This is a genomic window from Lysinibacillus sp. FJAT-14222 (assembly GCF_001278875.1).
In the GTDB taxonomy this organism is placed as follows: domain Bacteria; phylum Bacillota; class Bacilli; order Bacillales_A; family Planococcaceae; genus Lysinibacillus; species Lysinibacillus agricola.
This window is the reverse complement of record NZ_LIYL01000010.1, coordinates 385,495-406,699: the sequence shown is the minus strand read 5'-3', so window position 1 is coordinate 406,699 and position 21,205 is coordinate 385,495. Positions and strand designations below refer to the sequence as shown.

At 38.8% G+C, this 21,205-nt stretch carries 24 protein-coding genes, 1 tRNA gene and 1 pseudogene; 4 read left to right on the top strand and 22 right to left on the bottom strand.

All coding sequences use genetic code 11. The annotated features are described in order from the left end of the window. The 3 genes and pseudogenes from AN161_RS05850 to AN161_RS05840 all read right to left on the bottom strand — a co-directional run. A pseudogene (locus AN161_RS05850) lies at positions 1-359 on the bottom strand (S9 family peptidase); the annotation flags it as partial. A gap of 158 nt (positions 360-517) precedes the next feature. After that, positions 518-1,285, bottom strand: a complete 768-nt coding sequence (locus AN161_RS05845) for a TPM domain-containing protein (protein ID WP_053593418.1) — start codon at positions 1,283-1,285, stop codon at positions 518-520. After that, positions 1,285-1,866: a LemA family protein gene (locus tag AN161_RS05840; RefSeq protein ID WP_053593417.1), complete on the bottom strand. Its 582-nt coding sequence runs from the start codon at positions 1,864-1,866 to the stop codon at positions 1,285-1,287. Before AN161_RS05840 ends, AN161_RS05845 begins: the two co-directional genes overlap by 1 nt. Positions 1,867-2,030: 164 nt before the next feature. Between AN161_RS05840 and AN161_RS05835 the strand changes: the two genes are divergently transcribed. Continuing rightward, positions 2,031-2,645 (top strand): spore coat protein, encoded by a 615-nt coding sequence (locus AN161_RS05835; protein ID WP_053593416.1) that lies wholly within the window; start codon positions 2,031-2,033, stop codon positions 2,643-2,645. Positions 2,646-2,706: 61 nt separating this feature from the next. Here the strand turns inward: AN161_RS05835 and AN161_RS05830 are convergent, their stop codons facing one another. After that, entirely contained in the window at positions 2,707-3,429 is a 723-nt protein-coding gene (locus tag AN161_RS05830) for an amino acid ABC transporter ATP-binding protein (protein WP_053593415.1), read from the bottom strand. After that, positions 3,426-4,130: an amino acid ABC transporter permease gene (locus AN161_RS05825; protein ID WP_053593414.1), complete on the bottom strand. Its 705-nt coding sequence runs from the start codon at positions 4,128-4,130 to the stop codon at positions 3,426-3,428. Before AN161_RS05825 ends, AN161_RS05830 begins: the two co-directional genes overlap by 4 nt. 67 nt (positions 4,131-4,197) lie before the next feature. Here AN161_RS05825 and AN161_RS29485 point away from each other — a divergent pair, with 67 nt between their 5' ends. After that, positions 4,198-4,362, top strand: a complete 165-nt coding sequence (locus AN161_RS29485) for a hypothetical protein (protein WP_158002984.1) — start codon at positions 4,198-4,200, stop codon at positions 4,360-4,362. A 129-nt stretch (positions 4,363-4,491) separates the two neighbouring features. Here AN161_RS29485 and AN161_RS05820 read toward each other — a convergent pair whose 3' ends face one another. Together AN161_RS05820 and AN161_RS05815 are read right to left on the bottom strand one after the other, a co-directional pair. Further along, positions 4,492-5,289: a basic amino acid ABC transporter substrate-binding protein gene (locus AN161_RS05820; RefSeq protein WP_053593413.1), complete on the bottom strand. Its 798-nt coding sequence runs from the start codon at positions 5,287-5,289 to the stop codon at positions 4,492-4,494. Positions 5,290-5,796: 507 nt separating this feature from the next. After that, positions 5,797-5,871 (bottom strand) — tRNA-Arg (locus AN161_RS05815). 303 nt (positions 5,872-6,174) lie between these two features. Between AN161_RS05815 and clpP the strand changes: the two genes are divergently transcribed. Continuing rightward, positions 6,175-6,765, top strand: coding sequence for an ATP-dependent Clp endopeptidase proteolytic subunit ClpP (clpP, locus tag AN161_RS05810; RefSeq protein ID WP_053593412.1), 591 nt, complete (start codon positions 6,175-6,177; stop codon positions 6,763-6,765). Between the two features lie 89 nt (positions 6,766-6,854). Here the strand turns inward: clpP and AN161_RS30315 are convergent, their stop codons facing one another. The 15 genes from AN161_RS30315 to AN161_RS05735 form a co-directional block, all read right to left on the bottom strand. Continuing rightward, complete coding sequence (locus AN161_RS30315; protein ID WP_143114632.1) at positions 6,855-7,370, bottom strand: hypothetical protein; 516 nt, start codon at positions 7,368-7,370, stop codon at positions 6,855-6,857. A gap of 128 nt (positions 7,371-7,498) precedes the next feature. Beyond that, positions 7,499-7,756, bottom strand: coding sequence for an HPr family phosphocarrier protein (locus AN161_RS05800; RefSeq protein WP_053593410.1), 258 nt, complete (start codon positions 7,754-7,756; stop codon positions 7,499-7,501). Between the two features lie 114 nt (positions 7,757-7,870). Continuing rightward, the gene (whiA, locus tag AN161_RS05795; protein WP_053593409.1) at positions 7,871-8,818 is read right to left on the bottom strand and encodes a DNA-binding protein WhiA; all 948 of its coding nucleotides are present in this window, start codon (positions 8,816-8,818) and stop codon (positions 7,871-7,873) included. 65 nt (positions 8,819-8,883) lie between these two features. After that, positions 8,884-9,879 carry a YvcK family protein gene (locus AN161_RS05790; RefSeq protein WP_053593408.1) on the bottom strand — a complete coding sequence of 332 codons (996 nt, stop codon included), beginning with the start codon at positions 9,877-9,879 and terminating at the stop codon, positions 8,884-8,886. A gap of 4 nt (positions 9,880-9,883) precedes the next feature. Then, positions 9,884-10,777: an RNase adapter RapZ gene (gene rapZ, locus AN161_RS05785; RefSeq protein ID WP_053593407.1), complete on the bottom strand. Its 894-nt coding sequence runs from the start codon at positions 10,775-10,777 to the stop codon at positions 9,884-9,886. A gap of 9 nt (positions 10,778-10,786) precedes the next feature. Beyond that, positions 10,787-11,254 carry an 8-oxo-dGTP diphosphatase gene (locus tag AN161_RS05780; RefSeq protein ID WP_053593406.1) on the bottom strand — a complete coding sequence of 156 codons (468 nt, stop codon included), beginning with the start codon at positions 11,252-11,254 and terminating at the stop codon, positions 10,787-10,789. A 552-nt stretch (positions 11,255-11,806) separates the two neighbouring features. After that, entirely contained in the window at positions 11,807-12,751 is a 945-nt protein-coding gene (gene trxB, locus AN161_RS05775) for a thioredoxin-disulfide reductase (RefSeq protein ID WP_053593405.1), read from the bottom strand. Positions 12,752-12,851: 100 nt separating this feature from the next. Beyond that, on the bottom strand, positions 12,852-14,375 hold the full coding sequence (locus AN161_RS05770) for a tetratricopeptide repeat protein (protein ID WP_053593404.1): 1,524 nt from the start codon (positions 14,373-14,375) through the stop codon (positions 12,852-12,854). Positions 14,376-14,465: 90 nt separating this feature from the next. Beyond that, positions 14,466-15,083 carry a bifunctional phosphoribosyl-AMP cyclohydrolase/phosphoribosyl-ATP diphosphatase HisIE gene (hisIE, locus tag AN161_RS05765; RefSeq protein WP_053593403.1) on the bottom strand — a complete coding sequence of 206 codons (618 nt, stop codon included), beginning with the start codon at positions 15,081-15,083 and terminating at the stop codon, positions 14,466-14,468. After that, the gene (gene hisF / locus AN161_RS05760; protein WP_053593402.1) at positions 15,080-15,841 is read right to left on the bottom strand and encodes an imidazole glycerol phosphate synthase subunit HisF; all 762 of its coding nucleotides are present in this window, start codon (positions 15,839-15,841) and stop codon (positions 15,080-15,082) included. Before hisF ends, hisIE begins: the two co-directional genes overlap by 4 nt. After that, the gene (hisH, locus tag AN161_RS05755; RefSeq protein WP_053593401.1) at positions 15,835-16,467 is read right to left on the bottom strand and encodes an imidazole glycerol phosphate synthase subunit HisH; all 633 of its coding nucleotides are present in this window, start codon (positions 16,465-16,467) and stop codon (positions 15,835-15,837) included. The genes hisF and hisH overlap by 7 nt, the downstream gene beginning before the upstream one ends. Next, complete coding sequence (gene hisB / locus AN161_RS05750) at positions 16,464-17,063, bottom strand: imidazoleglycerol-phosphate dehydratase HisB (protein ID WP_053593400.1); 600 nt, start codon at positions 17,061-17,063, stop codon at positions 16,464-16,466. Before hisB ends, hisH begins: the two co-directional genes overlap by 4 nt. Positions 17,064-17,067: 4 nt before the next feature. Next, positions 17,068-18,342 (bottom strand): histidinol dehydrogenase, encoded by a 1,275-nt coding sequence (gene hisD / locus AN161_RS05745; RefSeq protein WP_053593399.1) that lies wholly within the window; start codon positions 18,340-18,342, stop codon positions 17,068-17,070. A 48-nt stretch (positions 18,343-18,390) separates the two neighbouring features. After that, positions 18,391-19,014 carry an ATP phosphoribosyltransferase gene (gene hisG, locus AN161_RS05740; RefSeq protein ID WP_053593398.1) on the bottom strand — a complete coding sequence of 208 codons (624 nt, stop codon included), beginning with the start codon at positions 19,012-19,014 and terminating at the stop codon, positions 18,391-18,393. After that, complete coding sequence (locus AN161_RS05735) at positions 19,007-20,179, bottom strand: ATP phosphoribosyltransferase regulatory subunit (protein WP_053593397.1); 1,173 nt, start codon at positions 20,177-20,179, stop codon at positions 19,007-19,009. Before AN161_RS05735 ends, hisG begins: the two co-directional genes overlap by 8 nt. 716 nt (positions 20,180-20,895) lie before the next feature. Between AN161_RS05735 and AN161_RS28610 the strand changes: the two genes are divergently transcribed. Further along, a complete protein-coding gene (locus tag AN161_RS28610; protein WP_143114630.1) occupies positions 20,896-21,159 on the top strand; it encodes a hypothetical protein in 264 nt (87 codons plus the stop codon). The last annotated feature ends 46 nt before the right edge of the window (positions 21,160-21,205 follow it).

Below are 21,205 nucleotides of genomic sequence, written 5' to 3'. Positions count from 1 at the left end.
CCAAGCTTATTGGCTTTTTCTTGATACTCAGCAAGTGTTTTTTCTTTTTCCTCTTTATTTAAAGCTCTTACTAAAATACGTGCTGCTTCATCACGTTTAATTCTCGCACTTAAATTTTTTAATTCTTCGCCTTTTACCCACGTATCAATGATTTGTTGACGCATTGTCTCTGATCCATGTTGGAATGTTAGAGCTGTAATAGTTAAATCTAGAAAATCCTTTGCAGATAAACGTTTCTTTATTACTTCTACTTGACTGCTAGTTTCATTAGCAGCACGAACTTCCTGCATTGAAACAGGCAAGACCGCTGAAGTTGTTAAAATAACCGCTAAAGATGCTGATAAAAATTTTTTATTCAAATTAATTCCTCCTTATATCAGTCCACGTTATATCGCTTGTCGATACAATTAAATTATAACAATTTTAGTCCTTTTGTCAATAATTGATAATAATTATATAAAATTACCTTTTAAACCAATAAAAAAGTGAACTGCCATCAGTTCACTTTTTGTGTATATTAAAATTTTCGACTAGCTCCGCCACCAGCTGATGAGCCTCCTCCGAAACCACCAAAGCTACCGCCGCCTCTAGAGCCACTACTGCCAAAGCCGCCACCAAAACCACCTGGAAAACCGCCACGTCCACCTGAACGAGGCCCTCCTCCTCTTCCGTTAGAAATAAATGTATAGAAAATAAGTACTATGATAACGATTAAAATAATCATCCACGTTGGCATTTCTTCATCGTCAGCTGTATTTTCAGGTATCTCTCCATCCCAATTATATTCTTGTGCGACAGTTTGAAATACTTCAGCATACGTTGCTTTAAATGCCTTATCAATGTCTCCAGCACTTGCATTTGGATAAAATGCTGTATCTAAAATACGCCCAAGCTTCCCGTCTGGTAAAGCTCCTTCGAGACCTTGACCTACAGCAATAACGACATCATTTTTGCCTTCGCCTTGCCCAAATGTTGCTAGTATTAAGACACCGTTATTTTTTTCTGCATCACCAATGCCCCATGAACGAATCATTTTTGTTGCATACATTTTTGGCTCTTGCCCATTAATGTTATCTACTGTTACGATCATAATCTCAGCACCTGTGCCTTTGTCTAGCTGCTCTGAATAATGATTGAGCTCTTCCTTCACGGATGCAGATAAAACATTGGCAAAATCATGAATATACGTATTTTTCATTGGTGTAGGCATTGCTGCGTTTGCAATTCCAATAGATAGAATACACATGCAACAAACGATTGCAAATTGTACAATAAAACGTTTCATTATTGTTTACCTGAATTACTAAAATCTATAGATGGTGCCCTTTCAGCACCAGCAGCTGCTTTGAAATATTCTTTCTGTTCAAAACCGAACATCCCTGCCATTAAATTGCCTGGGAAACGTTTGACTGTTTTATTAAAAGCCTGTACTTCATTGTTGTAATCTTCTCGAGCGACTGCTAAGCGGTTTTCTGTTCCAGCTAATTCATCCATTAATTGACGGAAATTTGCATCTGCCTTTAAATCCGGATAATTTTCCACGACAACTAGCAATCGACTAAGTGCTCCGTTCAATGCATCATTGGCAACTGCCTGTTCCTTTGGACTTTGTGCACTTCCCATTTGTGCACGTGCCTCTGTAATACTAGCAATAACTTCTTTCTCATGGTTGGTATATCCTTTTACAGATTCTACTAAGTTCGGGATCAAATCGTAGCGACGTTGTAGCTGATTTTCAACCTGAGCCCATTTCGAATCAACGCTTTCCTCGGCTGTTACAAGGCTATTGTATTTTGGAATAAATAGTAAGGCCAATACAACAAGAATTATAACGATAATTCCTATAGGTCCAAATATTTTTTTCAATTTTATAACCTCCTTCGCTTTCTTTTCCTTACCACTAATGTGTAGCAAAAAAACATCTCTATTCTACATATATGCAAATGCATTAATACCGTATGAAATTTATCTAACGTGCCATACTTAATACTGTAACAAACTATAACTATGATATTTAGGAGGCGCTTTTTTTGACACAATCGTTTCAAAACGAATCATCAAACCAAACATCATTCAACCAACAACAAAGCCTGAATCATGGTGGACATGAGCAAATGGACTTGCATGAAACAATCGGTGCAATCATTGCTGGTATGAATCAATCCATTGTTTTACGTCCACATGTTAAGGACACCGAGTTGCTTAGCATTTTGGATCGCCAATATAATTTCACATTAGGTATGTATAACACTATTGTGGAATCTTATAACACAGGCCATGATCCATCTGTTCCTACAGGTCGCTATCAAATGGAGACAGGAAATAATTTTAAATATGGAATGAATCCTGGCCAACCAAAAAAGCCGATGCAAAATGCAAATGAGCTTAACGATGAAGCTATTTCTGGCTTCTTACTCGGCGCTCAAAAAGGTGTGGCAAAAGGTATGACTGCATCAGCAACAGAAACTACAAACCCTGTTGTTCGTCGTGTTATTGCAGATAGTATTCCCAACTGCATTGAAATGGCATACGAATTATCTATTTACCAAAATATGCATGGCTATTATCAAGTACCTCAATTTTCTCAACAGGATATGCATACGATGCTTAATGCATACGGCACTACAACAAATCCCCTTCATTAATTATAAAAAAGAGTAGCCCCTATGTGATGTACTATTACATAGGGGCTGTCCTTTTAATGAACTATAAAACTTTTCCTAAAAATGCTTTCGTTCGTTCATTTTGTGTATTACTAAAAATTTCCTCAGGCGTTCCCTCTTCGACAATATAGCCACCATCCATAAAGACAACACGATCTCCAACTTCACGTGCAAAGCCCATTTCATGTGTCACCACTATCATGGTCATACCTTCAGCTGCTAAATTTTTCATTACATCTAATACTTCTTTTACCATTTCAGGGTCTAGTGCTGAAGTAGGTTCATCAAATAAAATGGCTTTTGGTTTCATTGCTAAAGCACGGGCTATGGCAACACGTTGCTGCTGACCACCCGAAAGTTGCTCAGGATAATTAAATGCCTTACTATCAAGACCAACCTTTTTTAAGAGTTCATGTCCAAGTGCTTCCGCTTCTGTCCTACTCATTTTACGGATTTGCATCGGAGCCATCGTCACATTGTCTATGACTGTCATATGCGGGAATAAATTAAATTGTTGAAACACCATGCCCACTTCTGCTCGAATAGCATTAATATTTGTTTTCGGATCATTAATCTTCACATTCTCGATATAAATCGCACCATCTGTTACTTCTTCTAGCATATTGATGCAACGTAAAAATGTACTTTTCCCTGAGCCTGATGGACCAATAACACAGACAACTTGCTTTTCTTGTATTTCATAATCAATGCCTTTTAATACTTCCAGTTTGTCAAAATATTTGTGTAAATTCTCAATTTTAATCATCGCGCTTCCCGCCCTTCTGCCTTACGAGGGACATAGCTATTACTAAATCGTTTTTCGATAAACGCTACAATCTTCGTTACACCATACGTTAAAATTAAATATAGCAACGCCGCAACTATATATGGTTCCCAGAAACGATAGCTAGCTCCGGCTACGATCTTACTTGCATATAAAATATCTGGTGCCGCAATAACGGTTACCAAAGATGAGTCTTTTAATAAAGCAATAAATTCATTGCCTAACGGCGGAATCATACGTCTAAAAGCTTGTGGTAAAACAACTTTTCGCATCGCTTGGTTATGCGTTAAGCCAAGAGAACGAGCTGCCTCCATCTGTCCTTTAGCAATACTTTGAATACCCGCGCGAAAAATTTCTGCATTGTATGCCGCACAGTTTAAGATAAGCGCCGTAATCCCTGAAACCATATAGCCTAATGAATGTCCAAAAATTGTTGGTATCAACGCTAAGTGAATTAATAAAATTTGTACAAGCATCGGTGTCCCACGGAATAAATCTACATACAGCTTACATGGCCAATAAATCCATTTTCTAGTCGATACTTTTCCAAGTCCTAAAAATAGCCCTAAAAATATTCCGCCAAAATAACCACTGAGTGTTAAAATTAGCGTCACACCAATACCACGTATAAACATATCACGGTAGTTCCAGACAATGTCCCAGCGTAAGTCAAAGATGTCCATCCGAAAACCCACTTCCCCTTTAAAAAATCAATTATGCCTCGGTATAATTGCGTCTGGAATCGGCTTTATGCTTGATTCCGTGACATCCGCCGGAGGCTTTAGGCCAACAAATGTTTTCTGTGCGAAAGCAAAGCGACAGCAAAAGGTTTTGTCTGTGCGAAAGCGAAGCGTCAGCAACAACATGATGTTGGTCACTCAGTCGTTGCCACAGGACGTGGCGTTCTTAAACTGAGTTCCTCTATTTCAGCAGGTGTCTTTTGTGCCGAAAGCGTAGCGACAGGTACAGGCGTTCGGACACCCGCTGAAAAAAATTAAATGAGCCGCTAGCATAACAATGCTAGTGGCATCATGCAGTCGTTTATTACTTAAAGTCTTTGCCTGTAATTTCTTTTAATTTACCGTTTTCTTTAATTTTTTTCAGACCTTCATTTAATTTGTTTAAAAGTTCTGTATTCCCCTTCTGAACCATAAATCCATAGTATTCTTTTTCAAATGCATCATCTTCGATTACTTTAAGCTTCTCTTTTGGATGAGCTTTAATATATTCATAAATTACCGCATTATCCCCGATCGTAGCATCCACATTACCATTTAGCATTTCTTTAATAGCAACTGGCTGATTTTCAAACGCCATAATATTTGGACTTGATGCACCTTGTAGCTTTTTCGCAGCTTGATGACCTGTAGCATTAATTTGTACTGAAATCTTTTTATCTTTTAAATCAGCTAAAGATTTAATCTTTGAATCTTCTTTTACAACGATTAATAATTGCGATTCATAATATGGCTCTGTAAAGTCAAACGTTTCTTTACGCTCTTTATTTACTGAGATCCCCGCTGCCCCGATATCTGTTTCACCATTTTTTATTGTTTGGAACACAGGCTCCCAACCAATATTTTGCCATTCCACTTCAAAATCCATTTCATCAGCAATCGCTTGCAAAATATCGACATCAAGGCCTACGACTTTTCCTTTATCGTCAAGCGATTCAAATGGTGCAAACGTCGCTTCTGTTCCTACCTTATAAACTTTCTTACTATTTCCACCTTCTTCAGATGCCACGCTACCAGATGATGTCTTGTCTTTTGCGCCGCAGCCTGCTAAGACCAGCGCAAATGCTGCTACAATCATAAGTAACATAGATAAATTTCTTTTCATTGCTACTTCCCCCTAATTCGATTATTTTCCGAAATATAATTAATATTTTAAGCAATTCGGAAATATTAGACTATTAGGTCAATTATAGTGACATTATTCTCTTTAGACAACAACATTTCGTATAAAAGTAATCATTCTTTCATAAAAATTTATTTTAGTTGGGTTTTTTAGAATAAAACGGCATGAATAAATGAAAACAGTACCAAAAATGAATATTTATACATTCATGAACAATGCTAATATTAGATAGATTTTGCAAAAAAAAAAAAGAATCCCCTCAGATAGGATTCTTTTTCCGACTAATATACTAGTCTTCACGCACAGTATGTTCACTAAAAAATAATTTGGAGTTGTTGCTTTTTTTGAAGGTTTGAAAGGCTAAAATATGGGAATAATGCCAACTAGGCAGTATTCCTACCATCTTTCCTCTCTTTCTCCACTAAGCAGGCTGCTAAACTACTTATTAGGAGAATCGAGCTATAAAAATATACTAAATAATCAGTAAAATGGCGCCCTCGGAGGGAATCGAACCCCCAGTGCAAGAACCGGAATCTTACGTGTTATCCATTACACCACGAGGGCATTGAACAAAAAAAAAAGCACTCACTCAAGGCTTTATGAAAAGCATGATGTAGATAACCCTCATTTGAAGCATACCTGCAAAATAGTGTACTGTACTTTAACTTATGACCTTATCAATTATACAAACGTATTGCTCATATTTCAACCATAGAATGCAAAACATTTAATTTTTTTTTTTATTTAATAGCAGGGTTAATATTTGACCTTCCCTGACTATAATGTGTATGATAAGGATACAGCTGAAACACAACGGATGTTTTCAGCAAAGGTATTCGAATTTAGTTTTTTTAAGGAGGATTTAACATGAATTTAATTCCTACAGTTATTGAACAAACAAGTCGTGGTGAACGTGCGTATGACATCTATTCACGACTACTAAAAGACCGTATTATCCTACTAGGAAGTGCGATTGACGACAACGTTGCTAACTCAATTGTTGCTCAACTTCTATTCCTACAAGCAGAAGATCCAGATAAAGATATCTCTCTTTACATTAACTCACCAGGTGGATCTATCACTGCAGGTATGGCAATTTATGACACAATGCAAATTATTAAGCCACAAGTACAAACAATTTGTATTGGTATGGCAGCATCTATGGGTGCTTTCCTACTTTCTGCTGGTGAACCTGGTAAACGCTTCGCATTACCGAATGCTGAAGTAATGATTCACCAACCTCTTGGCGGTGCACAAGGTCAGGCAACTGAAATCGAAATCGCTGCAAAACGTATTTTATTCTTACGTGAAAAATTAAATGGTATTTTATCAGAACGCACTGGTCAACCACTTGATGTTATTGCAAGAGATACAGATCGCGATAACTTCATGACTGCTGAACGTGCAAAAGAATACGGCTTAATCGACCATATTATGGATCGTAGCGACCGTAAATAATAAATAATTAAAGGCATCCCAGATTTATTTCTGAGATGTCTTTTTTGGTTCTACATCGAGAATGTATGGTTCTATCTGCTTTGGTTCTTCTATCCGTCGATTCGGCCTTTCTTTCCGTCATTCTGGCTTTTCTTTCCGTTGCTCTGACTCTTCTTTCCGTCGCTCTGACTCTTCTTTCCGTCGCTCTGACTCTTCTTTCCGTCGCTCTGACTCCTCTTTCCGTCGACTTCTTTTCTTTCCGCCACTTCGGCTCTTCTTTCCGTCGCTCTGGCTCTTCTTTCCGTCGCTCTGGCTTTTCTTTCCGTCGCTCTGACTCTTCTTTCCGTCGACTTCTTTTCTTTCCGCCACTTCGGCTCTTCTTTCCGTCGCTTCGGCCTTTCTTTCCGTCGCTTCAGCCTTTCTTTCCGTCGCTTCAGCCTTTCTTTCCGTCGCTCTGACTCCTCTTTCCGTCGACTCTCTTTCTTTCCGTCGCTCTGGCTCTTCTTTCCGTCATTCTGGCTCTTCTTTCCGTCGCTTCGGCCTTTCTTTCCGTCATTCCGGCTCTTCTTTCCGTCGCTTCGGCCTTTCTTTCCATCGGCTGATCTTCTTTCCGTCGCTTCGGCCATTGAAGCGGCGGGCATTTTCCATTATTTAAAATTAGATGATAGAATCTGTTTTTGCTGTGTAAAAGCGCAAAAAAACTGCCCAATATGTAAGTTTTACTTCTTGGACAGTCTTTGCATCTTTAGTTTTTTTAATCTTCTTTTTCGATTAGTGCTGCCAATGCTGTAACCGCTTGCTCAGCATCGTTACCGTCACTACTAAGAACAACCTCTGTTCCTTTGGCAATAGCTAAGCTCATAACACCCATAATGGATTTGGCATTTACTTTTTTCTCGTCTTTCTCAAGAAAGACATCTGCGTTAAAACGATTCGCTTCTTGTACAAATAGCGCTGCTTGTCTAGCCTGTAGTCCTAATTTTAATTTTACATGGACTCTTCTCTCGGTCATTCTTAAAACTCCCCTTTACTCCCGTTCATCTTATTAGTTTTATATTACCTTACTTACTAGCAAAAGAACAATACGCGATTACGCATTACATTCATACCTGAAAAGTATGAAAATTTAACCATCAATTTTTTCACCCTGTCTTAATGCATCGGCAATTTCATCGATTTTCCGCAGTCTGTGATTAACACCTGATTTACTGACCGTTCCACTTGATACCATTTCACCAAGTTCTTTTAGCGTTACATCCTGATATTCTACTCGTAATCGTGCAATTTCACGAAGCTTTTCTGGCAATTGATCTAGGCCAATGGAATTTTCAATAAATCGAATATTCTCTACCTGACGTAATGCTGCACCTATTGTTTTATTCAGATTTGCTGTTTCACAGTTGACAATTCGATTAACACTATTTCGCATGTCTCGCAATATACGAACGTCTTCAAATTTCATCATCGCTTGATGTGCTCCAACAATATTTAGGAAATCAGAAATTTTTTCTGCTTCTTTTAAATAGGTTACAAAGCCTTTTTTTCGTTCAATTGTTTTTGCATTTAGCTCAAATTCATTCATCAAGTCCATTAAAGCCTCGCCATGCTCTTTATATAATGAATAAATTTCTAAATGGTAGGCTGATGTTTCTGGATTGTTGACAGAGCCACCTGCTAAAAATGCGCCTCGTAAATACGCTCTTTTTTGACCACCCTTTTTAATGAGCTCTCGAGAAATAGTATGATTAAATTGAAAGTCGTCTGAGATGATTTCTAAATCAATTAATAGCTCACGCGCACCTTCTCTTACACGGCAAATGTATACGTTGTTTTTTTTCAAACGCATTTTTTTTCGAACAAGTAGCTCTACATTATACGGATATAACTTTTTCATAATCGTATAAAGTCTTCTTGCGATTGCAGCGTTTTCAGTTTGTACGTCTAAGCTTAACTGTTTATTAGCAAAGGATAATGAACCATTCATACGAATTAGGGCAGATACTTCTGCTTTCATACAATGATTGTCCGCTTCTATTTGGGTCAATTCCTTTTTAGTTTCAGAAGCAAAAGACATATCACGCCCCCCTTTCAACCTTTAGTTCTATGTATATGTTCATCTTATCATATACAATAAGCGCTTTATGATTCTATTATTGGTTCACTTATTTTTTGTTTATAGATATTTGCGTAATCTACAAGCCATTTTGCAACGTTTGCTGAATTATGACGAACCGTCCCATCTGGGCGAATTGTGGCAATATCTCGTTGGATAACCTCTAATTCCATACTTTCAAGCTTTGCAACGTCAAATGTTACTGGCTCAGCACATTCTTCCTTATAAAGCTCTTTTACAGGATGAGGTAGTTTTACATCATTTACTAAAATAGAATCAATAAAGGAATCTCCAACATGCTTGTATAAAGCTTGAACATGGTCACCTGCTGTATAGGAAATAGTTTCACCTTTTTGAGTCATTAAATTACAAACGTAAATTTTTCTTCCTTTTGCCTTTGCAATAGCTTCCCCAATTCCTTTTACAAGAAGGTTTGGAATAATACTTGTATATAAACTTCCCGGACCAATTAAAATATAGTCAGCACGATTGATTGCTCGAATAGCCTCTGGTAACGGTTGCACGTTTTCAGGCACTAAAAAAACACGACTAATTCGTTTTTTAGCCGTTGGAATTTTAGATTCACCTTCAATAACTGAACCGTCCTCAAGCTCTGCATGTAAATTAATCTTTTTATTAGCTGCTGGTATGACGCGACCATGAACCTTTAATACCTTTCCCATTTCACTAATAGCATGGTTAAAATCTCCGGTAATATCAGTTAAAGCCGTCAACATTAAATTACCTAATGAATGCCCACGTAAATCTTCTGAGGCTGAAAATCGATATTGAAACATTTGCTCAACAAGTGGCTCAACATCCGATAACGCCGCGATAACATTACGGACATCACCAGGAGGTGGAATATCGTAGTCATCCCGTAAGCGTCCTGAAGAACCACCGTCATCAGCTACTGTTACAATTGCAGTAATATCAAATGGGTGGTGCTTGAGCCCTCGTAGTAATGTAGAGAGCCCAGTACCACCACCTATTACAACAAGCTTTGTTCGCTTCTTTCCCATTCACTCAATCCTTTCTACGATTGATGTCACGATGTGTTATAACAGTTTTTTCTTTCCCTGTTAAATATGCTCCAAAATATTCTGCTAATGTTACCGAACGATGCTGTCCACCAGTACAACCAAAAGCAATAACAAGTTGTGATTTACCCTCTTGTCTATAGAGAGGGATCATAAATTCAAACAGATCCGTTAATTTTTGAATGAGTGTTTGCGTATCCTCAAGTGCCAAAACATAAGAAGATACCTCAGTTTGTAGACCCGTTTTATGGCGCAGCTCTTCTACATAATATGGATTTTTTAAAAAACGAACATCGAACACTAAATCTGCATCTATCGGCATACCATGCTTAAATCCAAAAGACATGATGTTTACTGAAAAAATATTATCGGCACCACTAGAAAATTCTTTAACGATTTTTTCACGTAGCTCTTTGGGCTTCATGTTAGATGTATTATAGACAAATTTAGCGCGCCCCTTTACTTCCGATAAAAGCTTCCGTTCTTGTTTAATGCCGTCTAACGGTAAACCATTTACAGCCATTGGATGTGCACGTCTCGTTTCCTTATAACGTCTAACTAAAGTTGCATCATCTGCATCTAAAAATAAAATTCGTGCAACAATGTCGCCTTCTTTGAGTATATGGTCGAGGGCGCCAATAAGAGAATCAAAAAAGTCGCCACCACGCATATCCATGACAGCTGCAATACGTGTAAAATTTTTACCTGAATCCCTGAGTAAGGCTAAAAATGTTGTGAGTAACGCTGGTGGTAAATTATCAATACAGTAATAACCTAAATCTTCAAAGCTTTGAATAGCTACTGTTTTCCCAGCTCCAGACATTCCTGTAATAATAACCAATTCATGTGTACTTTTTTGGCCTTCAACCACCACTGTCATGCAGCTCCTTTATTGTTCTATTGATATTTGTATTTTCTCATGAAGTAATTCAAAATCAGTTGTATATTCAAACGTACCGTACTGAATGCCTGATTGTGAGATGGCAAATTGTAAATTTGTTCGATCACCTTCAGCCATTGGCAAATGTTTCAAATCCTCTACTGGGTGCCATGCAAGTTTGCCTTCTCTAGTTTCTTCAAACGGTACACCTTCTATATCCTTTGCAACAAATGTATAAAGCATCCATTCGTCAACTACCTCATTATTTTCTTTAATAATCATCGTATAAACACCCTTTAAATGAACATTTAATGGTGTGACATTTGTTTCTTCCTGAAACTCACGTACTGCAGCCTCATAGATCGACTCACCGCTCTCCATTTTACCGCCAGGAGCTACGTACCAGCCACGTCTTGGCTTCTGAAGTAATAATACTTGACCGTCTTTTACGGCTATTAAATTTGCAATTCTTTGCATAGGCACACCTCTAATCACTTTTGCATTCTATCTTTCATTATAGCAAGACCAAACAATGTTTGTCCTCCATTCAGAACTTTAGGTGCATGGTAATTTCAACTTCACTAATACTTCTGCGAACCATGTTTTTAGCCTCTACTCAAACATATGAAACTGCGCGACAAAAAATCAAAAATTTCGTTCACAACAAAAATAGGTTGCTCCACCTAATTTAGGCGGAAACAACCTACTAACAAAATAAAAGGGGGATTGCTAATTACACTTTTTATATTACACCTTTTATATGTCATTCAAGTTACAACAATATTAAAACAGTATTAAAATTGTATTTTTTCCCTTAAAATCTAATCAAAGGATCATCACCATAACGTGGGGTTGATTTCCGTTCCAACTGGGCCTTTGTAGCTGCCGCTTCGCTTTCGCACAGAGCAAAGCTTTCTGGGGGCGTCCAGCCTCCACTCCAATCAACTTATATATATGGCATATTAACAAATGTCGTCCACAACTTTTGCTGATGAGCTAATCAAGAACAGGTTTCAATATTAATCCACTTTAAGCATTAATCTTTTCTAATAATTCTTCCACATAATGTTGTACCGCTTGTGCTGCAATACTTCCGTCACCTGTCGCTGTAACGATTTGACGAAGTGATTTTTCACGCACATCTCCTGCTGCGAAGATTCCTGGTACAGTTGTTTCCATATTCTCATTTGTCAAAATATAACCAGCATCATTTAAAATACCTAGAGACTCAAATGGTTTTGTTAATGGCAGCATACCAATGTATATAAATACGCCATCAGCAGCAAAATCAGATTCTGTACCATCTAAAGTTGATTGTAATGTCACACTTCCAACTTTACCATCTGCCTCATTAATTTCTTTGACTGTTGAATTCCAAATGAAATCAATTTTTTCGTTAGCAAAGGCACGATCTTGGAGAATTTTTTGTGCACGTAATTTATCACGACGGTGCACAATTGTTACTTTATCAGCGAAGCGAGTTAAGTAAACACCTTCTTCAACAGCAGAATCCCCGCCACCTACGACAACAAGATTTTTTTGCTTGAAGAATGCACCATCACATACTGCACAATAGCTGACACCACGGCCTCCAAGTTCTTTTTCGCCAGGCACGCCCATTTTTTTATACTCCGCACCTGTAGAAAGAATAATCGCGCGTGTTTTATATTCTTTAGCACCTGATTTTATTGTTTTATATTCCTCACCATCAATAATTTCAGTTACATCGCCATACGCATACTCTGCACCAAACTTCTTAGCATGATCAAACATTTTTGTAGACAGCTCAGGCCCTAAAACTGTATCAAATCCTGGATAGTTTTCTACTTCTTCCGTACTTGCCATTTGTCCGCCAGGGATACCACGTTCAATCATTAAAGTTGAAAGGTTGGCACGTGATGTATAAACAGCCGCAGTCATACCAGCCGGACCTGCACCAATTATTACAACATCATAAATTTTTTCTTCTGACATAAATACTTCCCCCTAAACAGATTTTTTACTTTTTTATAATAACTTCAGTATGTTCATCGTATGTGAAAGTAAAAAGTTATTCAACTATGTTGCTCACAGTCTAGTTATGAGTGTTTGGTAAAAACTTTAAAATTTCATCAATATACTTCGATAATGTTGATACTGATACTCCGTATTGCTGAGCTATCTCTTTTTTGGTAACCTTGAGCATTCGGGAAGAACGAAATAAATAATCATTTGCTCCTGCAATAGCCGCTGGGTTTGTAAAACGATAATTGTTAATCAATGCTTGCTCACAAAGCACAAACCACATTTGGAACATTGGTGCGATCAGCGTCGTAAGCTTACCATATTGCTCTAATAAAATTTCTGGTACACTTACTGCTCGTAAAAAGCTAGCCTCCACTTTGTTTTTCATATCGAATTGATGGCCTAGTGCATAAGCTAGGAATAGCTTTTCAAATGTATCAAGTTGCTCAACGTCTATCCATTTTGGATGCGCAATAATTTCCTGTTTATGTGCTGTACAGCTCAGTAAAAACAAACCAAAAATACGCTCACTTGTATAGCTACTCTCCAGTTTATCCACTATATAATCACGGTCATGCTCTAGTGCATCAAGTGCATATTCGTTTTCTTCTTGACGCCAAGGTTCAAAGCCTTCTTTATCTGGATCTAGCTCAAGTAGCTGCCCCCATGTACTCTTTGAAATTTCTTCATGCCCAGAGAAATATGCTGCATGTGATAACCAAAAGTAAAAGCCAGCATCGCCTATATAGCCTCGTTTTTGCATGCTACGTAACCATTTAAATGCTAAATCATACTGTCCAATGAGCGCTAATGTAGCCCCCAGCTTATAGCGATGTTCCCATGTATATGGTTGAATTTTTACCAGTACCTCTAAAAGATCCTTTAAATCTTCTTCATTTTTTTCATAGTACGCAATAACAGTTAAATTACAAAGTGCATGTAAGTTCCCCTTATTTTCACGTAATACCGTATTTAGAAGGGCTTTCGCCTGTTCTGCTTCACCAACATAAAAATAGGCAAGAGCTAAATTATTATAGGCTGACCAAAAATCTGGACTTTCTTCAATTAAGTTTTCTAGAATATTAATAGCTTCAGGGAAATCTCCCTTTTCCATACAGCGCCTCGCCTGTTCCTGCCGATATAAATCTTCTCCAGAACCTTCAAGTTCCTCAAAATCATCCTGCTCAAAAGCAACAAATTCTAATATTTCAGCCGCTTCATCTGCATAGGCACCCTCTGGCTCTATTTGTAAATATTGCTCTGCAAAGCGTTTAGCATCTTGTATGATGCCAACGCATCCAGAAATCTCTGCCATGTAAAAAATAATTTCTGGATTATCTGGATCCATCTGATAGGCACGACGAAGAAGATCATACGCTTCCTCGAAACGTTGACCCTCTAACTCCACTATCGCTAATTGCAATAAAATCATTGGATCATCAGGACTTAAATCAGCTGCTCGCTGTAAATATTTATAAGCTTTATTCATTTGTCCGCTATTCATTGCTTGAATTGATTTTTTATAATAATAGTCGCCTGTTGGAATGAACGACACTATATTCGTTTGATTCTCTTTTTGACGTTTCTTTTCCAAATTTTTTCCTCCGAAACAAGAAATAAGGAACGTATGATACGTTCCTTTACACAGTAACTTCTATTATAGCATACAATAAGCGATATGCTGTTATTTCTCCTCGTGACGTTTTTCCAACACATGTAACACGTCATAAACACTTACTTTTTGCTCTTGTAATAATACTAGTAGATGGTAAATTAAATCGGCAGCCTCCCATTTTACCTCTTCTGCATCGCGATTTTTCGCACCTATGACAACTTCTGTTGCTTCTTCTCCGACTTTTTTACAAATTTTATCGATTCCTTTATCGAATAAATATGTAGTGTATGCGCCTTCTGGCATTTCTTGCTCACGCTTTTCAATGACATTTACAAGATTAGAAATAATCTCAACAGATCCGACCTTAGCATTTTGCTGAACTATCTCCGTAAAGCAAGAAGTTGTTCCATTATGGCAAGCCGGACCAGCAGGAATTACTTCCACGACTAGTGCGTCACCGTCACAGTCCGCTTTTATCGACACAACTTTTTGTGTATGACCACTTGTTGCCCCTTTGTGCCAGAGCTCTTGACGTGAACGTGAGAAGAACCATGTTTCACCTGATTCAAGTGTTTTCTCCAAGGATTCTTTGTTCATATATGCTACAGTTAATACTTCTTTTGTATTAGCATCTTGTACTACCGCAGTGACAAGACCTTTATCATCAAATTTAATGCTGTCAATCATCTTACTGCCACTCCTTTTTCACGTAAGTATTCTTTTACTTGTGCTACGCTCGTTTCTTTGTAATGAAAGATGGATGCGGCAAGTGCTGCATCTGCATCGATATCTTCAGCTAAAACCTCATAAAAATGTTCGGCATTCCCTGCACCGCCGCTTGCAATTACAGGAACTGTCACAGCCTCTCTCACGGCTTTTGTTAAAGCTAAATCAAAACCTGATTTCTCACCGTCCTGATTCATACTCGTTAATAAAATTTCACCAGCACCTAAGCGAACTGCTTCCTTTGCCCACTCAGTTGCTTGCCAAGTTGTTTTGTTTCGGCCTCCGTGCGTATAAACCATCCATGTGGCATCTTCTTCACTATAGCGTGCATCAATGGCTACAACAATACATTGTGCGCCAAAAAAGTCAGAACCTTCTTTAATGAGCTCTGGTCTCTCTAAAGCAGAAGTATTCACTGATACTTTATCGGCACCTGCACGTAAAATGCGTTTCATATCATCTAAAGTACGAATTCCACCACCTACTGTAAATGGAATTGCTAATGTAGCTGCAGTTTGCCGCACTACATCAACCATTGTTTCACGTCCTTCATGTGATGCCGAGATATCTAAAAACACAAGCTCATCTGCTCCTTGCTCATCATAAAACTTGGCAAGCTCTACTGGGTCACCCGCATCACGTAATGACACAAACTGTACACCTTTTACAACACGCCCCTCTTTCACATCAAGACATGGAATAATGCGCTTTGTTAACATGAAGCCACCCCCTTCAACCATTGCTCTAATAAATATACACCTAGTTCACCTGATTTTTCGGGATGGAACTGCATTCCAGTAACAGAACCATTTGCAACAATACCAGGAACCTTAATACCATGATAATCTGCATATGCGACAAGCTCTGTTTCATCTATATCTGCTGCATAAAATGAGTGGACAAAATAAACATGCTTTGCCAATACTTCACCCTTTAACCATGAAGGGCGCTTTGTCACTACGAGCTCATTCCATCCCATATGTGGTACTCGATACGCATGCCCAGCGTTGTCACCACTAAATCGTTTAATGCTTCCTTTAAAAAAACCCAGCCCCTTCGTCGGTGACACTTCTTCACTTTGCTCAAATAATAATTGCATTCCTAAGCAAATTCCGAGAAGTGGTCGATTTTCAGCTTTCACCTTGTGTAAATAACGGTCTAAATTTGTTTCAGCTAAACGTTTGATAGCATCTGGAAATGCTCCAACACCTGGAAGCAACAGTGCATCTGTTGCATCTAGCACTTTTTCGTCAGCTGTGACAACTACCTCACAGCCAAGTCGTTTTAATGCCTGCTCGACACTAAATAAATTCCCCATGCCATAATCAATAACACCTATTTTCACGTTAACAGCCCCTTAGTCGAGGGTACACCTTTAACACGTGGATCAATTTCCACCGCTGCGTCAATGGCACGTGCTAACGCCTTAAAAATAGCTTCAATAATATGATGTGTATTATGTCCATAAGGTACAATGACATGAACATTCATCCGAGCCTCAAGCGCAAACTTCCACAAAAATTCATGTACTAATTCAGTGTCGAAATTCCCAACTTTCCCCTTTAACTGTGGTACACGATATTCTAAATGCGGACGATTCGAGCAATCCACAACTACCTGTGCAAGTGCATCATCCATTGGCACAAATGCTGTGCCGTAGCGCTTGATTCCTTTTTTATCACCGAGTGCTTCACGAATAGCTTGACCTAATACAATTCCGAGGTCTTCTGTTGTATGATGATCGTCTATATATGTATCACCATTTGCTTGTATCGTCCCGTCAAAAAGACCATGTTTGATAAATAGGTCCAGCATGTGATCCATAAAGCCAACACCTGTTTTAATATCCGCTTTTCCTTCACCATCTAAATCGATAGCTACTGAAATTTGAGTTTCATTTGTTGTACGTTCAACTTTTGCATATCGTTTCTTTTCAGTCATTGTGCTACTCCTTTTCCCATCCACGAGATTCGACTGCACGCGCATGGCCCTCTAAGCCTTCCATACGTGCTAGACGTGCAATTTTCGGTGCATTTTCTGCCCAAGTTTTTTCACTATAAAAGACGATGCTCGATTTTTTCACAAAATCATCCACGTTTAAGCCACTTGCAAAGCGTGCAGTGCTATTCGTTGGTAGCACATGATTTGTCCCTGCAAAGTAATCACCAACTGGTTCAGAGCTATAACGACCGATGAAAATACCACCTGCATGTCGTACTTGTTCAGCTACAGCCTCAGCATTTTTTGTCACAATTTCTAAGTGCTCAGGTGCAAGCGAATTAATGGCATCTATAGCATCTGCCATCGTTTCAGCCACATAAATGGCACCAAAGTTTTCAATCGATGCACGTGCCACATCTTCACGCGGTAAAGTGGTTAATTGCTTCTCCACTTCATCAGCTACTTTTTTAGCTAAATGCTCAGAAGTCGTCACTAAAATGGCACAAGCCAATTTATCATGCTCAGCCTGTGATAAAAGATCAGCCGCGATTTCATCAGCAAATGCTGTGTCGTCTGCTAAAACGGCAATTTCACTTGGACCTGCAATCATATCAATCGCTACTTCACCAAATACCTCACGTTTTGCTAATGCTACAAAAATATTTCCTGGACCTGTAATTTTATCAACTGGAGAAATTGTTTTTGTGCCATATGCAAGAGCCGCAATCGCCTGTGCTCCACCGATTTTATATATTTCCTCTACTCCTAAAATATACGCTGCTGCAAGTACACCTGGAGGTAATTTGCCATCGCGACCTGCAGGAGATGTAATGACAATGCGTTTGACACCAGCAACTTGTGCAGGAATAACGTTCATCAAGACTGACGATGGGTACGCTGCTGTACCGCCAGGAACATAAAGTCCTACAGCATCAAGAGCAGTAATTCGTTGCCCAAGCCACGACCCATCTGCTAGCTCTAAGCGATAGCCTGAACGCTTCTGCTGCTCATGATAAACGCGAATGTTTTGGGCAGCTTCTGTTAAATCTGCATAAAGCTGTTGTTCAATAGAATTTACGCCCTCTGCTATTTCTTCCTTCGTTACGCGTAAATGATCAGGTGCAAAGCCATCCCATTTTTCTGTATAAAAACGTATGGCTGTGTCACCTTGTGCACGAACATCTGCTAATACTTGTCGTACAACCTTTAACTGTTCTTCATTTCCACCTTCAAGTGGACGTTTTAAGGAAATACCTTTTGCTAGCTTTGTTATTTTCATAGGATTAATCTCCTTTAAATCTAGGAATGTGCCCCTTCGTAGACATTTTTATTTAACACATTTTTTTAAACGTTTCACAAGGTCGATAATACGGTCACTCTTCATGCGATAGCTTACTGGGTTGGCAATTAATCGTGATGATACGTCTGTAATAAATTCATACTCCACTAAGCCATTTTCTTTCAGCGTCCGGCCTGTTGAAACAATATCGACAATTCGATCTGCTAAGCCAATCATAGGCGCCAGCTCAATCGATCCATTTAGCTCAATAATTTCAACTTGCTCGCCAATACCCTTATAATATTTCATTGCAATATTAGGATATTTTGTCGCTATTCTTGGTGCAATTTCATTCATCGTCGTATTAGGTAAACCTGCTGATGCGATATAACATGTACTTATTTTTAAATCCAGTAATTCATGCACTTGTCGTTGCTGTTCTAATAAAACATCTTTTCCAGCAATACCAATATCCGCTACACCGTGCTCAACATAAACAGGAACATCCATTGGCTTTGCTAATATAAAACGAATTTTTTCTTCTGGAATTTCAAGCATTAATTTACGGGACATTTCGACTTCTTCTGGTAAATTAAAGCCAGCTTCTAAAAGCATCTGGTATGCCTCGTCAAAAATGCGTCCCTTCGGCATAGCAATCGTTAATTCATTCACCGTCAACGTCCTCCTGTCCAACAACTACTACTTCTGTATAGTGTGCTATAAAAGCTTCTTCATCGACAAGGCTACTTCTTAACTGTAGGGTAGCCTGTTTACCAGAAGCTCGTAACGTCTGTACCTTTGTTAGAGCAGCTTCAAATTGTTCTTCCTCAAACAGCACGACTGTAGCTTTTTGTCGCACATCAGATTGCCCATCAAGCGTTTCTAATAGGCGATCAACGCGAATACTAAATCCTGTAGCACCTACTTTTGAGCCAAACACCTCAAGCAATCCATCATAGCGCCCCCCGTTTCCTAATGGGAAGCCACTGCCTGTTGCAAACACTTCAAATAACATGCCTGTGTAATAGCTCATATGACTAGAAAGTGTAAAATCAAAGGCCACATAATCCGCTAAGCCTGCAATTTCAAGTAGTTTAGCGAGCTGCTGCATATATTCTAATGCGTCATTTTTCCGCACATATTTTTCAATATCTTGAATTTCTTTTAAATTCATAGCTTCTTCAATAAACTGAAGCAATGCATCAGATTTTGTTTTAGGTAAATCAAATGATTCCACCGCTTCTTCAAATCCTACATAATTGCGTTGCACAAGAAGTGTCCGAAGTATATCTTGTTGTTCAATGCTTTCTGTATAATCTTGTAAAATGCAATTTAATATACCCGCATGGCCGATCGTCACTTTAAATTTCGCTAATCCAAATTGCTTTAATAACTCCATTGCCGTAACAATAACCTCAGCATCAGCAAACACAGAATTGTCACCAATTAACTCGATCCCCATTTGATCAAATTCTGCTGGGCGTCCACCTTCTGCTTCTTGTGCGCGAAAGACGCTAGCAAAATAAGCAAGGCGTATCGGAATCATCTCTTTTAATAACTTTGATGTTGCCACACGAGCAATCGGTGTTGTCATATCAGGTCGTAATACTAACGTGTTTCCCTGGCTATCTACTAACTTAAATAAATGCGCATCGGCAATTGCTGATGCTTTACCGACTGTATCAAAGTACTCTACTGCAGGTGTCTTGATAAATTCATAGCCTCTCCTACATAAAAAGTCTCGCCCAGTATTTCTTACAGCCTCTACCTTTTCAAATATTTGTGGAAATGTATCGCGCATTCCTAGTGGTTTTTCAAACATTTTAATCGACGACATTTTGACACTTCCTTACGTTTCACTTTAACTCACTAGAGTGCTAGAGAATTAGATTATGAAAGAATTCTAACTTATTTATCCCCTTCAGTCAATGCAAATTCCTCTGAATTATTGAACAATTTGAACACTGATTATTCTGTTAATTATACTCGAAAATAAATAAATTGAAACTTTATTCAGCATAGTAAGCTTTTCTCTCCTAAACAGTGAACCTTTATGGGATATTGAATAAAGTATGACTCTCCGGCAAAACGAGGATTTCCGTTCCGACTGGGCGCTTTCCTGGGGGCGTCCGATGAGCCGCTTCACTCGCGTTGCTCGCTCCAGGGTCTCGGGCCAACACGACGTTGGTCACGAAGGCGTTATCACAGGATGTGATGCTCTTAGCCTTTGTTCCCCTAGCGCTGATCCCCAAGGAGTCGCCCAGCCTCCACTCCAATCAACCACTTCACTTAGCATATATCTTCTGGCATATAGCTCTAATTCTATAGTGATAAAACAAAACTTTTAGCAACAGATGCTTTTATAGCGAAAATATAGTAGCAGTAACAACAGGTACAATCGCGTCACTGTTGTAAGTCTATTCTGGTGAACTGTCATAACGTACACTTTTGAAATGAATGAAAATTTATAAAAGTTCTACACTATCATTGATTGAAGTGGAAGGCTACTCGACTCCCGTGGGAAAGCGAGACAGGCGAGACCCTGAGGCCAACATGATGTTGGTCACGAAGGCATTGTCACAGGACGTGACGCATTTAGCCTTCGTTCCTTTAGCGGAGGAAGCGGCTCGACGCTCGCCCACAGGAAGCTTTGCTCTGTGCGAAAGCGAAGCGTCAGCAACAAAGCGAGTAGCCTGGAACGGAAATCACCCTCATTTAAGACTCTACAACATTGACCATTTTGTTTTTCAATACTATGACACTGTGCAAGCATTACTGTGTACAGTGTTCTTTTTATTAATTTCATTGTTACAATAGTTCTTCAACAACAAAACACTGTGCATAGCAAAGCTTGCACAGTGTC